The organism is Rugamonas apoptosis, assembly GCF_014042355.1.
GTDB lineage: Bacteria > Pseudomonadota > Gammaproteobacteria > Burkholderiales > Burkholderiaceae_D > Rugamonas > Rugamonas apoptosis.
In genome coordinates this window covers 42,811-58,235 of record NZ_JACEZU010000017.1, presented here as the reverse complement: position 1 = coordinate 58,235, position 15,425 = coordinate 42,811, and the positions used below count along the sequence as shown (strand labels likewise).

Genomic DNA, 15,425 nt, shown 5'->3' with positions numbered 1-15,425 from the left:
CCCACCCCCACGGCCTATACTGAATTGGGCGCCACGCCCGCAGCCGCAAGGAGCAGATCATGACACGCAAATACATCGATTGCCGGGAGTTTCCCAGCGACATTAACTGCACCGTCGCCATCGCCGCCGACAGCGAAAATGAGCTGATGGAAATCGCCGTCCAGCACGCCGTCAGCGCCCACCATCACGAAGACAGTCCGCAACTGCGCCAGCAACTGCGTCAGCTGTTCAAGGACGGCTCGCCGCCGGAACACCTGCCCATGCCGGGCCAGGCCGGCGCTACCGGTAATGCCGCCACCCATCGTCACTAGCGAACCGCAATGCGCTGGCAAGGCTGCCCGCCTGGTCAGCGCGTTTGATTTAGATCAACGAAACATTTGATACACCTCAGTACACTGGATTGTGTACCATGAGTTAAACGATCACGGCGGCCCGGCGCCTTCGTGCGCCCGCAACGTAGCCCTGCCCTCTCGATGCTGCCAGCCTATATTTCTCATCCCGACTGCCTGAAACACGACATGGGCGACCAGCACCCGGAAGCCCCGGCCCGGCTGGGCGCCATCCAGGACATGCTGCTGATCAAGGGCCTGCTCGATTGCATGCAGACCCACGATGCGCCGCGCGCCACCGACAAGCAACTGGCCCAGGCCCATTCCACGCTCTACATCCGCACCCTGGCCAGCATGGTGCCGCGCGAAGGCACGGTGCAGGTCGATCCCGACACCAGCATGAATCCGCACAGCTACCAGGCCGCGCTGCGGGCGGCCGGCGCCGCCGTGCTGGCCGTCGATCTGGTGCTGGGAGACAAGGCGCCTACCGCGTTCTGCAACATCCGCCCGCCCGGCCACCATGCCGAGTACGCGGCCGCCGGCGGCTTCTGCTTCTTCAACAACGCGGCCGTGGCGATCCGCCATGCGCTCAACGTGCACGGCCTGGAGCGCGTGGCCCTGATCGATTTCGACGTCCACCACGGCAACGGCAGCGAGGACATCCTGCACCACGACGAGCGGGTGCTGATGTGCTCCATCTTCGAGGACAAGCTGTATCCGTACAGCGGCAACACGCCGCGCGGCCCCAATATGGTCAACGTGCCGCTGCCGGCCCGCTCCGGCGGCGAGCAGCTGCGCGCCAACGTGGCTGAATTCTGGCTGCCGGCGCTGGAGCGCTTCCAGCCCCAGTTGATCGTCGTGTCGGCCGGCTTCGACGGCCACCGCGACGACGACATGGGCAACCTGGGCCTGGTCGAAGCCGACTACACGTGGATGACGCGCCAGATCATGAGCGTGGCCCGCCGCCACGCCCAAGGCCGCGTCGTCTCCTGCCTGGAAGGCGGCTATGATTTGTCGTCGCTGGCGCGCAGCGCGGCGGCCCACGTGAAAGTACTGCTCGGCCTCGACGACTGATCCCAGTCACCCGCATGGTCCCTTCCCATCCAACGCATCCCGAACAAGAACAACATGGATACCCACTACCTGAGCCCCCTGTTCTCCCCACAAGCCATCGTCGTCTTCGCCGGCAAGGTGGACCAGCCTGACACCCAGACCAGCTACGGCCGCAGCATCTGCGCCCAGATCCGCGAGGGCGGCTTCACCGGTCCCGTCACCTTCCTCGACGTGAACATGAGCGGCACCCTGGCCGACCTGGCCCACTCGCGCGCCGACCTGGCCCTGATCGCCCTGCCCAACGAGGAACTGGCGTTCGCGCTGGAAGTGGCGGGCCGTATCCAGTGCAAGGCGGCGCTGGTGATCTCCTCGGGCGTGGAACCGCCGCTGGCCAAGGAGTTGCACGCCATCGCCCGCAAGCACGACCTGCACCTGCTGGGACCCAACTGCCTGGGCTACCAGCGTCCGCGCCTGCACTTGAACGCGGGCGTGGCCGGCCAACTGGCGCGGCCCGGCAGCCTGGCGCTGGTGTCGCAATCGGGCGCGCTCACCTCCGCCATCCTGGACTGGGCCGACAAGAACGCCGTCGGTTTTTCCACCGTCGTCTCGCTCGGCCCCAACACGGCGGTCGACCTGGCGCAAACGCTGGATTTCCTGGCCACCGACCAGGCCACGGAAAGCATCGTCATCTACATGGAAGGGGTGACCAATGCGCGCCGCTTCCTGTCGGCCCTGCGCGGCACGGCCAACACCAAGCCGGTGGTGGTGCTCAAGGCCGGCAACGCGGCCGGCGCCTCGGAAGCGGCGCTGACCCACTCGGGCAACATCCTGGCCAGCGACCATGTGTTCGACGCGGCCTTGCGCCGCACGGGCGCGGTGCGCGTCAAATCCTTCGTGCAGCTGTTCGCGGCCGCCAAGTGCCTGGCCTCGCGCTACCGGCCGGTGGGGCCACGGCTGGCCATCGTCACCAATGGCGGCGGGCCCGGCGTGCTGGCGGCCGACTGGGTGGCGGAACTGGGCTTGCAACTGGCGCCCTTGTCGCCGCCGCACGCACAGGCGCTGACGCCGCTGCTGCCGCCGCACGCCGCGCTGGGCCACCTGCTCGACCTGTCCGAGGAAGCGGGGCCGGAACACTACCGGGCCGCCATCATGGCCTGCGGCCAGGACAGCCAGGTGGACGGCATCCTGGCCATTTACTCACCCAAGCTGGCGGGCGACCACAACGCCGTGGCGCAAGCCGTGGGCGAACTCAAGGCGGCCGTCGGCAAGCCGCTGCTCACTTGCTGGATGGGCGACGAGAAGGTGGGCCAGGCGCGCGAGATCATCAACCAGGCCGGCGTGGCCACCTTCCGCACGCCGGAAGCGGCGGTGGACGGTTTTTCCAACATCGCCTCGTTCTACCAGAACCAGCAACTGCTGCACCAGACCCCGCCACCGCTGTCGCAACTGGCCGAACCGGACCTGGACGGCGCCCGCCTGCTGATCGAAAGCGTACTGGCCGAACGGCGCAAGGTGCTGACGGAGATGGAATCGAAGGCGCTGCTGGCAGCGTTCCACATCCCCATCACGCAAACCATCCTGGCCCGCAGCGCCAACGAGGCGATCCTGATCGCCAGCCAGTTGGGCTACCCGGTGGCGTTGAAGATCGATTCGCCCGACATCACCCATAAGTCCGACGTGCAGGGCGTGGTGCTGAATGTGGTCAACGCGGCCGCCGTGCGCGATGCGTTTGGCGACATGCTGGCCACCGTACAGCGCCTGGCGCCGGAAGCGCGCGTCAACGGCGTGACGATCCAGAAGATGGCCGGCAAGCGCAATGGCCGCGAAATGTACATCGGCGTCGTCACCGATCCGCTGTTCGGCCCCGCCATCAGCTTCGGCGCGGGCGGCACCATGATAGAGCTGATCAACGACCGCGCCATCGAACTGCCGCCGCTGAACCAGTTCCTGGCCCAGCGCCTGATCGGCCGGGTGCGCTCGGCCGATTCGCTCGACGAGCGGCGCGGCGCGCCGGCCGCCGACCGCGAGGCCATCGAGCAGATGCTGCTGCGGGTGTCGGAAATGGTGTGCGAGCTGCCGCAACTGCGCCAGATGGACATCAACCCGCTGATCGTCGACGAGCATGGCGCGCTGGCGGTGGACGCGCGCATCGTGATCGACGCCGCGCCGCCATCCGTGCACCGCTACGACCACCTGGCCATCCTGCCTTATCCAGCCAACTACACGCAGGACTGGCCGATGCGCGGCGGCGGCCAATACACGCTGCGCCCGGTGCAGCCGGACGATGCCTCCATGCTGCAGGATTTCGTGCGTGGCCTGTCCGAAAAATCGCGTTACTACCGCTTCGCCTCCTCACTGCGCGAACTGTCGGTGCCCATGCTGGCGCGCTACACGCTGATCGACTATGACCGCGAAATGGCGCTGGTGGCCGTGCACACGGTGCGCACGCCGGGCGAGGATGGTGAATTCATTGTCCACGACCGCATCATCGGCGTGTCGCGCTACATCGCCAATCCGGACCGCAGCAGCTGCGAATTCTCGCTGGTGGTGGACGACCGCTTCAGCGGCCAGGGCCTGGGCACGCGGCTGATGCACGCCATCATGGACGTGGCGCGCGACAAGGGACTGACGGAAATCAACGGCCTGGTGCTGAGCAAGAACAGCGGCATGCTCAAGCTGATGGCCAGCCTGGGCTTCCATATCCAGCCCTACGATGACGACCCCGACTTCCGCCTGTGCAGCAAAGGCTTGTAACAAAGTCGTCGCGCGCCGCACTTGCGCCGGCGCGTGCGCTGGGCGATGATGGGGCATGCATACCTCGTCCCGACTCCTGCTCTCGCGCCTGGCCTGCGCCATCGCGCTGACGCTGGGCGGCACCGCCTGCGGCAGCCCGCCGCCGGCCGCTTCCGCTGTCTCAGCCTCCGCTGCTGCCGCTGCCTCCGCCGCCGCGCCTGCTCCGGCCGTGCCGGCCGACAGCGCCACGCTGATGCGCCAGATCCAGGCCGAACTGGCCGACAACGGCTGCGATAGCGAACGCCAGTGCCACACCATCGCCATCGGTGCGAAGGCCTGCGGCGGACCGGAAGCCTACCGCGCCTGGTCCGACCGCCACAACGACGGAGGCCGTCTCAAGCAACTGGCGGCCCAACATGCGGCGGCGCGCCGGGCCGAAGACCTGCGCGACCGCATGATGTCCACCTGCTCCTACGTCAGCGACCCTGGCGCCACTTGCCAGGCCGGCCACTGCGTGCCGCGCCCGCTCACCGTGGGCGCGCCGCCGCTGGCGCAATAAGACCCATCCGCTATCAGCGCAATTGTCGCGGCACGGTGGCGACAATTGGCTGACAAAATCGGGACGTAACACCTGCCCGCATCCCTGCATACGAAAAAACGGCCGGGCCGCTTGCGCGGGCCGGCCGTTCCTGGTGCGGCCCGCCGGACAGCGGGCCTTGCTTCGAATTACTTCGCGTTCACATACTTGTCACGCGCGCTGTCGAACTGCGGCAGCGGATCGTTGGTGTTTACTTCCACCATCGTCGTGCCCTGGTAGCTGCCGTTCAGCAGGTACTGCACGGCGCCCAGGTGACGCTTGCCCAGCGCCAGACCCGACCAGCTCAAGCCCACGGAGGCGGTGCCGCCCACGGTGGCCGCGCTCGGCATCAATGCCTTGAAGTTGCCGCCCACGGTGGCCGGCGTGACCACCCACGAGTTCAGGCTGTAGTTGGCCTGACCGTCGACGGGAGCGTAACCGACCACGCACACGCTGTAGGTACCAGCGGCCGGTTTGATCAGCTGCACTTGCTCATTGGCGCTGCTGCCGCCGCTGCTGCCGACCACGGCGCCATCCTTGAGCACCACCAGGTCCAGGTCGGACAGGCCATGGCCGGTGGTGTCGGCGTCGAACGTGGAGAAGCGTGCCACCAGGGCGCCGCTCGGGATCACCACCGTGTGCACGTTCACACCTGGCGCGCCGCCGGCGGCGCACAGGCTGTTCGTGTCCGCCGACACGTCGGCCTGACCAATGGTGCGGCTGTCGATGGTGGCGGGAATCAGGCCACCCTTGACGCTGCCCAGGGTGCCGGCAAAGCCGGTGCCCACCGTCAGGATCTTGCTGCCGGTGGCGGCCTCGCTGCTCACGCGGCCAGGCGCGGCCAGCGCGCTGCCGCGCGCCGTCAACGGGCTGCGCACGGTGTGCGTGCCGTCCGACCACACCAGCGAACCGTAGACCCAGGTATCGATCGGGGCGTTGGTGCGGGTCAGCTTGACAGTGAAGCTGCCCTTGGCGCCGGCGGCCAGCGTCAGCACGGCCGGCTGCACGTCCACCGTATAACCGGGCAGATTGGCCTGCGCCGTGTAGGTGGCGGTGGTGCTGCCCACGTTGGTGACCTTGCGGGTCATGGTCAGCGAGCCGAGCACATTGGCCGCCGTCAGCGACGCCAGGTTCAGGTTGTAGGGCTGCACCGTGCCGATGGCCTGGCAGGTGGCGGCCGAGTACACGCCCGCGTTCAGGCCGCACAGGAAGCGCGCGTAGTCGATCTCGGTGGCGTCATACACCAGGCCGGGATCGGCCGCCGGCGTCGGCGCGATATGGCCGGCGCCCTGGCCCCATGGCAGCGTGCCCGTGGTCTTGGCGGTCGCATCCCAGAATACCGAACCGTTCAGGCCGTCCGACTTGGTGTCGTAGGCCGTCGTCATCAGGGCGGACTTGATGGCGGCCGGGGTCCAGTCCGGATGGCGCTGCTTGAGCAGGGCGGCCACGCCGGCCACATGCGGGCTGGCCATCGACGTCCCCGTGTAGAACGCCCAGTCCGTCACCGGCGCCACGCCGCCAGCGGCGACGGCGTCGCGCTGGGCGTGGGTCAGGTCCGCCGTGACGGCGGCCAGGATGTCCGTGCCGGGTGCGGTCACGTCCGGTTTCAGGATGTTGGCGTTGGCCACGTTCGGGCCGCGCGAGGACGAGCCGTTCATCACCGGCGCCGGCACGTTCGGATCAAACACGGCGCGCAGGTCGCCCAGCGCGGCCGTGGCGGCGGCGCCGCTGGCGGCCGCGTAGCTCTTCACGATGGCGCCGTCTTCCTTGACGATGTGGATGGTCGACAGGCTATGCGGCTGGTTCAGGATGGTGGTCGCGCCACCGGGCACGTTGGCGATGATCACGCCCACGGCGCCGGCCGTCTTGGCGTTGGCGCTCTTGTTGACCAGCACGTTGGCGCCGCGGTCGCAGACCAGCACCTTGCCGGTCACCTTGGCTGGATCCAGCAGCGCTGGCACGCCGTCCGTGCCGCCGAAGCAGCGCAGCAGGCTGGGGTTGGCGGGATCGACGCCGGCCAGACCCGCGTCCTTGGCCAAAATCATCGGCGCGCTCGGCGTCATGGCATTGCTGGAGGCGCCGTCCACCTTGGCGCCGCTGCCCAGCGTGACGGTGGCGATGTAGCTGCGGTTATGGGTGGAATTGCCCACCGTGGTCAGCCACGGGCTGATGTGGGACACGGGCGCCGGGGTGGTGCTGGTGGGGCCGGAATTGCCGGCCGAGGCCGACACAAAGACGCCGGCTGAGGCCGCGCCCAGGAAGGCCACTTCGATCGGATCGTCGAAGCTGCCGCCGCCCGCGCCAGGGCCGATCGAGTAGTTCAGTACGTTGACGCCATCGCGCACGGCCTGCTCGATGCCCGCCACCCCGTCGCCGTTGGAGCAGCCATTCTTGCCGGTCGCGCCGTCCGTCCAGCAGATCTTGTAGGCGGCGATGCGGGCGCGCGGCGCCATGCCCGACACCTTGCCCATCGGTACGCCACCGACGACGGCCGTCACATTGGCGTTGCCGCCGGCCGTGCTGGAGGTATGGCTGCCGTGGCCGCCCTGGCCTTCCGGCCCGGCCACGGAATCGCGCGCGGAATCGAATTCAGTCCAGTGCAAGCTCTTCGACGGCGACTTGAAGTAGCGCGCGCCGATCAGCTTGTTGTTGCAGTTCTGCACGCCGAAGCCTTCACCCGTGTCGCAGCTGCCGTGCCAGCTGGCCGGCGGCGCGTCGTACACGCGGGTCGCGCCGGTATGGCTGGGGTTGCCGTTCTCGTCGACGCGGTCCGCATAGCTGGGGTTTTCCGGCCAGATGCCGCCGTCCAGGATACCGATGATCATGTTCTCGCCGGCCGCGCCCTTGCCGCCCACTTGGTCCCACAAGCCACCGGCCTTGTCCAGGCCCAGGAAGGTGGGGGTGTAGCTGGTGTCGAGTTGATGGATGTTGTCGGCCGAGATCTTGGCCACGCCGCTGTTCTTCTTCAGGGCGCGCACTTCGTCGTCGGTCAGCATGGCGGCGAAGCCGTTGAACACGACGTTGTACTTGTGGGTGATTTCAGCGGCGCTGATGGTGTTCAGCACGCTTTCCTGCTTGGTGTCCAGGTAATTCAGGTAGTTCTGCACATCAGCCGCGTCCACGTTCAGGCGCTGGCCGGCGGCCGGCATGGTGGCGGCCAGGCCGGTGACCTGGCCGGTGTAGGTGGCGGCAGGCTTGTCGACCAGCTGCACGATGTAGGAATGGCGGACGTCATCGGCCACGGCGGCGCCGGCCATGGCCGACAGCAACACCAGCACGGCGGACGAGATAGGATGTAATTTCATGGCTACTCCTCAGGCTTGGGCTGGCAGGGTTGGGGCGGACTGACCAGCTTGGCGGGCACGGCGGCGCGCAGCGAAAGCCACACCGCCCAGGCCCAGCATCAGCATGGCGTAGGCCGACGGTTCCGGCACGGCGCTCACGTTCAGGTTGTCGATGGCGAACTGGGCCTGGTTGTCGGCCGGGTTGTAGCAGTTGCCGCTGTTATCAAACATGCAGGCGCTGATGTTCAGGCCGCTCAATTTGGTCTGGCCGAACGCCGCGTTCAGGGGCGCGCCGCCGAACACATAGTTGCCGGCGCCGTTTTGCAGGGGGAAGTCGAACGTCGCGCGCACCGTGCCGCCGCCCACCGCGGTGCCCGTCAGCATCAACTGGCCGTAGGAAAAGTTGTGCAGGCCACCGATAGGCGCCAGGAAGGCATAGTCCAGGCCATGCAGCGAGAAGGCCGAGGCGTCGGTGCGGTGGATGTTCAAGCCGCCGTCGTTGAGGCCCAGGTAGTACATGCTGTTGTTGCCGACCGGGCAGGCGGCCACGGTGCAGGTGGTGGGGTCGGCGCCGTTGGCGATGGCGCCGGCGAAGCCGCCGCCGTTGCCGGCCACGGTGTCGAGCACCTGCATGGTGTAACCGGCTTCGGCGAACGTGTCGCCGCCGGCGAAGATGTCCGGGCCATGTGCTTCAAAGCTGATGGTATCGGCCATGGCAGGCGCGGCGCCCAGCAGGGTCACGGCGCTGACGACGACGCCAGCCAGTTGTTTCAGGGTGGGGGTAGATTTCATTTCTCTTGCCTTCTTGGTTAAGGAGCGGACATGGTCTGCATCGGACCTGCAAGGTCGCGGCGCCCTGCTTGGCGGCATTGGGTCGCAACGCCAGCATCAAGAAATATAGCAAGAGGGACAACTTAAAGTGCAATTATCTTAACGTTTATTATTTGCATTTATTTTCAAATACAGAAGAAAAAATGGCATCACCGATGAAACCAGCTTCATTCATGGGTGCGACCAGGCCGATCCAGTCGGTTTGTTTGTTGTTATTTCGCAAATTTGACGATGGCAGCGGGCCACCACCAGTCCCGCCGCGTGCGACAGTGCTGGCAACAACATCGCGCAATGGCGGCGATTTTATCAACAAGACAACATCATCATGCCGTCAACATGTCAACTGCGTCACCATCATCGGCGGCCCGAAAAAAAGCCAGCCGCTTGGCTGGCCTGGCAGCGTTAACAGACGACCAACTAATATATTGCGAGTTTTTCCCTTGTGGAAATATTCAATGCCCGCGCGGGCGCCGCTGCGGCGGACCGGACCGGGGTTGCCGCAGCGTCGTCGGCCCCCAGCGCAAACATGTCGACCAACCGTACCAGCACGCCCGCCTGGCTATCCATGCGCTCGGCGGCGGCCGCTGACTGTTCGACCAGGCCGGCGTTTTGCTGGGTCATGCCGTCGATGTCGGCAATGGCGTGGTTGATCTGGCCTATCCCTTCGCTCTGCTGCTCGCTGGCGCCCGCCAGACCGCTCATCAGGCCGGCGACCTGGCCCACCCGCTGGACGATATCGTCCATGGCGCGGCCTGCCTGGCTGGCCAGGCCATTGCCCAGTTCCGCCTGGTGCACGGCATCGTCGATCAGCGCCTTGATCTGCCTGGCCGCGCCGGCGCTGCGCTGGGCCAGGTTGCGCACTTCCGCCGCCACCACGGCGAAGCCGCGCCCCTGCTCGCCGGCCCTGGCGGCCTCGACCGCCGCGTTCAGGGCCAGGATATTGGTCTGGAACGCGATGCCGTCGATCACGGCCGTGATCTCGACGATCTTGTCCGAACCGGTCCGTATCGCCCCCATGGTGGCCACCACATCGCGCACCACGCTGCCGCCCTCGCGGGCGGCGGCGGCGGCCGACACGGCCAGCGCGTTGGCCTGGCGCGAATGCAGGGCGCTGGTGCGCACGGCGGCCGTCAGCTTCTCCATCGACGCGGCCGTCTGCTGCAGCGCGCCGGCCTGCGCCTCGGTGCGGCGCGACAGGTCGGCGTTGCCGGATGCGATGTCGCGTGCCACCCCATGTATGGCATGGCTGCCTTGCTGGATGCGGTGCACGGTGTCGCGCAAATTGCCCTGCATGGTCTTGAGCGACGCCAGCAAGGCGCCCACTTCGTCGTCCGTGTCGGCCACGATGGCATGACTGAGGTCACCCGACGCGATGCGGTCGGCCGCCAGCGCCGCGCCCCGCACGGGCACGGCGATGGTGCGGGTGATGAGCCAGGCCGAGTACGCGCCCATGGCCAGCGTCAGCAGGCCGATGGCGACCATGCCAACCATGGCGTCGCGATAATGGGCATTGAGTTCCGCATAGCCCACACCCATGTCCTCGCTCTGGCGCCGGGCCAGCTCGGTCAGCGTGGCCAGCCAACGCTCGTGGGGCGCGGTCAGTTCCGCGCGCAGGATATTGCCCGCTTCGTAGCCGTCGCCGGCCAGCGCCAGCTTGCGCACCATCTCGGCCACGCGCATGACGGGCTGCTTTTCCGCCATCGCCCGCCGCAGCAGGCCCTGACCGTCACCGCTCGCGATCAGCGCCTGCGCCAACGCCTCGGCGCGGGCATACGTGGCCAGGATGGTCGCCAGTGCCGCCTGGTCGCGCGGGACAGCGCTCAATTCCGTGGGCGCCGCCAGCCGCGCCAGCACCGTCACCATGGCACGTCCCTGCTCACGCATTTCCGTCACCGCGTTCAGGCTGCCGACCTTGTCGTTCACCATGTAGTGCGTCGAGCCGTGCAGCTGCGCCATGCGCCACAGTCCCATCGCCAGCAAGCCGCTGGCGAACAGCAGGACCAGGCCAAATCCCAGCGCGAGGCGCGTTCCAATATTGATGCGGGCAAGCAGGGTCAGCAGAGCGGTCATAGGCGTCCGGAATGGGTGGATGGAGCACGGTATCGGCCGCGGCAACGGGATGCGGGTCGACGGGAGGCCTCATTCTGCGCGACAAAATCCGCGCCTGATAGAGCCACTTGCGGCGCGCCCGCCGGACCACCTTGCCCGGTCATGTGGCGCGCCAAATGACGACACCCCGCAAGCCGGCGGGCATGCGGGGTGTCGGGAGTGGCGCCCGGATTGGCGGGCTTAGTGCTTCAGGTACGTATCGAGCCAGTCCAGCACCGTGTGGTGCCACAGCAGCGAGTTGGCCGGCTTGAGCACCCAGTGGTTTTCGTCCGGGAACATCAGCAGCTTGCTGGGGATGCCGCGCCGCTGCAGGGCCGTGAACGTGCCCAGGCCTTGCGTGGTGGGGATGCGGAAGTCCTGCTCGCCCTGCACCACCAGCATCGGCGTCTTCCAGTTCGCCACCAGGCTGACCGGGTTGAACTTCTCATGGTTCTGCGGCACGTTGAAATAGCTGCCGCCGTTTTCCCATTCCGTGAACCAGATTTCCTCGGTCGAATACGCCATGCCGCGGGTATCGAACACACCATCGTGGTTGACGATGCAGCGGAAGCCGTCGGACCAGTTACCCTGGATCCAGTTCATCATGTAGCCGCCGTAGGAGGCGCCCAGCGCGCAACTGCGCTGGGTGTCCAGCCATGGGAAACGCCGGGCCGCCGCCGCCAGCCCCAGCTTCAGGTCCTGCAACGGTTTGCCGCCCCAGTCGCCGCTGATGGCGTCCGTGAATTTCTGGCCGTAGCCGGTCGAACCGTGGAAGTCGATGAACACGGTGGCATAGCCGGCGCCCGCATACACTTGCGGATTCCAGCGGTAGCCCCAGGCATTGCCGAAGCTGCCCTGAGGGCCGCCGTGCACCAGGAAGGCCACCGGATATTTGCCGCCAGGTACGGCGTTCCAGGGCTTGGTCACATAGCCATACACGGTGTCGCCATTGGCGCCCTGGAACGAGAACTGTTCATACTCGCCCATCTTGACGTCGGCCAGCGCCTGCGCGTTGTTCCACGTCAGCTGCGCGGCCTGCTCCGGCGCCGGGCCCAGCTTCTGCCGGTACAACTGGGCACCCGAGGCCAGGTCGGCGCGCGCCATGACGATGGTGTCGTGGCGCACGTCGAAACCGTGCACGGCGCCCTGGCCGCTCAATGCACTGACCTTGCCGCTGGCCGCGTCGATGGCGAACAGGCGGTGCTGGCCCACGTCGTCGGCCGTGGCCAGCAGTTGCTTGCCGTCCGGGGTCCAGTGGTAGTCGGCGATGGAACGGTCCCAGTCGCCGGCCACGGTGCGCTTCTTGCCCGAGGCCACGTCCATCAGCATCAGGTGGAAGCGGTCGGCCTCGAAGCCGGGCCGGTCCATGGCCAGCCAGGCCAGCGTGCGGCCGTCGGGCGAGTAGATGGGCTTGCTGTCCCAGGCCGGGTTGTCGGCCGACAGGTTGCGCGGCGTACCGCCAGCCGCTGGCACCAGGTAGACGTCGAAGTTGGTCGACCAGGCTTCCGTCTGGCCGGCGATGCGGGCCGCGAACACCACGCTCTGGCCGTCCGGGCTGAAATGGTAGTCATCGTGGTCACCGAACGGTTTGGAAGGCACGTCGCCATCCAGCGTGCCGCTCAGGCTGACGGGCGCGGCGCTGACCTTGCCGGCCGCGTCGATGGGCGCCGAATACAGCACGGCGTTGCGGCCGTCGCCCCAGGTATCCCAGTGGCGCACGAACAGGCGGTCGTACACGCGGCCGCTGGCCTTGTTGCTGGCTTGCGCGTCCAGTCTTGCCTTGGTACAGGCCAGGTCGGCGCAGTCGCGGAACACAGCCAGGCTGAACGCCAGGCGGTCGCCCTGGGGCGACAGGCGGAAATTGTCCACGTCCAGCGGCAAGTCCGTCACGCGCGTGGCTTCGCCGCCGCCCAGCGGCAAGCGCCATACTTGCTGCGAACCGGAACGGGAGGACAGGAAGTAAATAGCGTCACCCTTGGGCGACCATTCGGGATCGGTGCTGCTGGCCTCGCTCTGGGTCAGGCGCTGGGGCACGGCCTTGGCCGAACGCAAGTCCAGCATCCACAGCTGGGTGTTGCCACGGTTCTTGTCCAGGTTGGTCGTGCGCACGGTGTAGACCACGCGGCTGGCGTCCGGCGCCAGCACCGGGGCGCCCACGCGCTCCATGTTGACCATATCTTCCACCGTGAAGCCGCGCGGCGCGGCCAGTGCGCTGGTGGCCGCCAAGGCGGTCCCCAGCAGCAACAGACGTAATGTCATGGGTTGATCTCCGACGTAAGGTAAGCCGGCGGGTAACCGGCATCAAGTGAGCCGGCGGGTGGCCGGCGAGCCGGACATGATACCAAGTTCACCACCGGCCCGGCGAAAACCGTTCACTATCGGGGCCGCTGCAGATATTGCTGGTAGTCCACGGACAGGCGGTATAGTCGCAGCGACAGCCAATAGGCGTCGATCAGCTCCTGGTGTTGGTGGTAATACGCGCGGTGGACCACCAGGTACATAGGGGTGACATGGAACGGTTGGGGCAGCGCCTCGATCTCGCCGGGGTAGCGGCTGGCGACCAGGGGCCCGCCCTCGCCTTCCAACGCCACCACGGCCGCCACCCGGTGTTGTGCCAGCTTGTCCAGGTTGTCGGCCGTGCTGCGGCTATCCTCGTCCGTCACCACGCCCAGCTGGCGCAGCAAGTCGGCATGCAGGAAGGCGGGCTGGATGCCCACCGGCTGGCGCCCCAGGTTGCTGAATTGATGGCCATCCCAGCTCACCATGCTGCCGTGGCGGCGGTACACCATGAAGCGGGCTTGCGCCACGGCCTGGCTTTCGTCGACCCGGTCGCCCGTCATCGGGTAGGCCGCGTAGGCGAGCCGTTCGGGCAGGAAAGCGCCCAGCATGGCGTCCACCTCGCCGCTTTGCAGCTGGGCCAGGCAGCGGGCGCGCGAGGCCGGCACGGCATGGATGGAAATGGGCGCGGTGCGGGCCGCGCGCCGCAGTAATTCCTGCACCTGGCCACTGCCGTCGGGCATGGAGAGGGGAGGCAGCGGACGGTCAAAGAGGCACAGCCGCAGCGGCAGCGCAGCGGCCGGGCCGGCCAGCGCCAGCAGCACGGCAGGCAGGAACGTCAAGAGCGGCCGCAGCCGCGCAATCGGCGAACAGGGCATGGAACCGCCTCGCGCGTGTATGGGTGGGGCACCACTCACTGCTCCGTCGCAATGGCTATTGTCGATTATCGCCGCCTTCCAGTGTAAAGGTGGGGGACCATTGAAATTGCTATATTAGCATCATTATTCTAGTGAGATATTTTTTATTTACTGACAGCACTGCCGTAGGACCGGGGTGCGCCGCAACAAGTGTGCGCCACAGGCCGGCGGCCGGTTCCAGCACGGGGGCAAGTCATGCTAACCTGATGGCATCCTAACTGGCCATTTCCGCACAGGCATCCACAGGGGACCGACTATGGCAACCGGCAAGTGGTTACGGGCAGGGCTTTCCAGTCTGACGCTGGCGGCGCTGGCGCAGGTGGCGCACGCCGCGCCAGCGCCGCTGACGCTGTGCTTCGAGGACGTGGCGCAGCGGCCGTGGAGCATGCCCGACGCGACCGGCCTGAATTTCGAATTGCTCAAGCGCGTGCAGCAGGCGCTGGGAGAACAGTTCCGCTACGCGCCCAAACCGTGGCGGCGTTGCATGGAGGAACTGAGGCTGGGCGCGGTGGATGGGGTGATCGCGGCGGCCGACGCCAGCGCGCGGCGCAGTTTCGCCATCGTCCCCACCTTGCCCGACGGCGGCGCCGATCCAGGCCGCGCCCTGTATGTGGACAACGTCAACGTGTTTTTGCGGGTGGGTGGCCAAGCCAGTTGGAATGGTCACCAACTGAGCGCGCCGCGCGGCGAGGTGGCAGTGCAGGCCGGCTACCTGATCGGCAACAACTTGCGGGCCCAAGGGCTGCTGCCACGCGAACTGGTCAAGTCGGCCGACGACGGCCTGCGGCTGCTAGTCAGCGGTCTGTTCGACGTGGCCGTGCTGCAAGGCACGGAGGCCAGCCTTCTGGTCCAGTCCGATCCCCGCTTTCGCGACCGCGTGCAGCAAGCGTCACCGCGCTATGCCGCACTGGATTTCCACCTGATGTTCAACCGCCGCACCTACGACCGCGATCCGCGGCGCATCGAGGCGATCTGGCACGCCATCGGCCTGCAACGCCAGTCGGCGGACTACCGCCAACTGGCCGCCACGGCCGGCGTGGCGCCGCCATAACGGCCAGTGCGGCGCCCGCGCAACAGCGGCTGAGCCCGTCTTAATCCGCGCACGGGCAAGCATCATTTTTTTTGGCGGATTGCCCGAAAAACTAGTTTTTTTCAGCATCAATCAGGCGCATAATTATTCGCTCATGCCCCAACATTGTGACGCGCCACCACCGGCTTGGCGCCTCCGCAATACGTTTTACATGCCGGCAATGCAAGCGCCAGGATGGCCAAAAAGTTCGCAGGTTTTTACCCAAGTTGTGCCACACAGATAGTTGTGAACAATTGTAAAGAGTCG

General features: G+C 66.9%; 11 protein-coding genes. 5 read left to right on the top strand and 6 right to left on the bottom strand.

Annotation, left to right across the window (positions count from 1 at the left end):
• The first annotated feature begins 59 nt into the window (after nucleotides 1–59).
• The 4 genes from H3H39_RS25615 (at nucleotide 60) to H3H39_RS25600 (ending at nucleotide 4,674) form a co-directional block, all read left to right on the top strand.
• On the top strand, nucleotides 60–311 hold the full coding sequence (locus H3H39_RS25615) for a DUF1059 domain-containing protein (protein ID WP_182157225.1): 252 nt from the start codon (nucleotides 60–62) through the stop codon (nucleotides 309–311).
• A gap of 162 nt (nucleotides 312–473) precedes the next feature.
• Nucleotides 474–1,403 carry a histone deacetylase family protein gene (locus H3H39_RS25610; protein WP_182157256.1) on the top strand — a complete coding sequence of 310 codons (930 nt, stop codon included), beginning with the start codon at nucleotides 474–476 and terminating at the stop codon, nucleotides 1,401–1,403.
• A gap of 54 nt (nucleotides 1,404–1,457) precedes the next feature.
• A complete protein-coding gene (locus tag H3H39_RS25605) occupies nucleotides 1,458–4,136 on the top strand; it encodes a bifunctional acetate--CoA ligase family protein/GNAT family N-acetyltransferase (protein WP_182157224.1) in 2,679 nt (892 codons plus the stop codon).
• A gap of 55 nt (nucleotides 4,137–4,191) precedes the next feature.
• Nucleotides 4,192–4,674, top strand: coding sequence for a hypothetical protein (locus H3H39_RS25600; RefSeq protein ID WP_182157223.1), 483 nt, complete (start codon nucleotides 4,192–4,194; stop codon nucleotides 4,672–4,674).
• A 167-nt stretch (nucleotides 4,675–4,841) separates the two neighbouring features.
• On the opposite strand, the gene H3H39_RS28425 is transcribed toward H3H39_RS25600, so the two are convergent.
• The 6 genes from H3H39_RS28425 to H3H39_RS25570 all read right to left on the bottom strand — a co-directional run bounded on the left by H3H39_RS28425 (nucleotide 4,842) and on the right by H3H39_RS25570 (nucleotide 14,014).
• Complete coding sequence (locus H3H39_RS28425; protein ID WP_182157222.1) at nucleotides 4,842–7,997, bottom strand: S8 family peptidase; 3,156 nt, start codon at nucleotides 7,995–7,997, stop codon at nucleotides 4,842–4,844.
• A 9-nt stretch (nucleotides 7,998–8,006) separates the two neighbouring features.
• Nucleotides 8,007–8,768: an NF038120 family PEP-CTERM protein gene (locus H3H39_RS25590; RefSeq protein ID WP_182157221.1), complete on the bottom strand. Its 762-nt coding sequence runs from the start codon at nucleotides 8,766–8,768 to the stop codon at nucleotides 8,007–8,009.
• A gap of 148 nt (nucleotides 8,769–8,916) precedes the next feature.
• Nucleotides 8,917–9,120 (bottom strand): hypothetical protein, encoded by a 204-nt coding sequence (locus tag H3H39_RS25585; protein ID WP_182157220.1) that lies wholly within the window; start codon nucleotides 9,118–9,120, stop codon nucleotides 8,917–8,919.
• 104 nt (nucleotides 9,121–9,224) lie between these two features.
• Entirely contained in the window at nucleotides 9,225–10,877 is a 1,653-nt protein-coding gene (locus H3H39_RS25580) for a methyl-accepting chemotaxis protein (protein WP_229218292.1), read from the bottom strand.
• 219 nt (nucleotides 10,878–11,096) lie between these two features.
• Nucleotides 11,097–13,154 carry a S9 family peptidase gene (locus H3H39_RS25575; RefSeq protein ID WP_182157219.1) on the bottom strand — a complete coding sequence of 686 codons (2,058 nt, stop codon included), beginning with the start codon at nucleotides 13,152–13,154 and terminating at the stop codon, nucleotides 11,097–11,099.
• Between the two features lie 116 nt (nucleotides 13,155–13,270).
• Nucleotides 13,271–14,014 (bottom strand): substrate-binding periplasmic protein, encoded by a 744-nt coding sequence (locus H3H39_RS25570; RefSeq protein ID WP_182157218.1) that lies wholly within the window; start codon nucleotides 14,012–14,014, stop codon nucleotides 13,271–13,273.
• Nucleotides 14,015–14,345: 331 nt separating this feature from the next.
• Here H3H39_RS25570 and H3H39_RS25565 point away from each other — a divergent pair, with 331 nt between their 5' ends.
• Nucleotides 14,346–15,140, top strand: coding sequence for a transporter substrate-binding domain-containing protein (locus H3H39_RS25565; RefSeq protein WP_182157217.1), 795 nt, complete (start codon nucleotides 14,346–14,348; stop codon nucleotides 15,138–15,140).
• The last annotated feature ends 285 nt before the right edge of the window (nucleotides 15,141–15,425 follow it).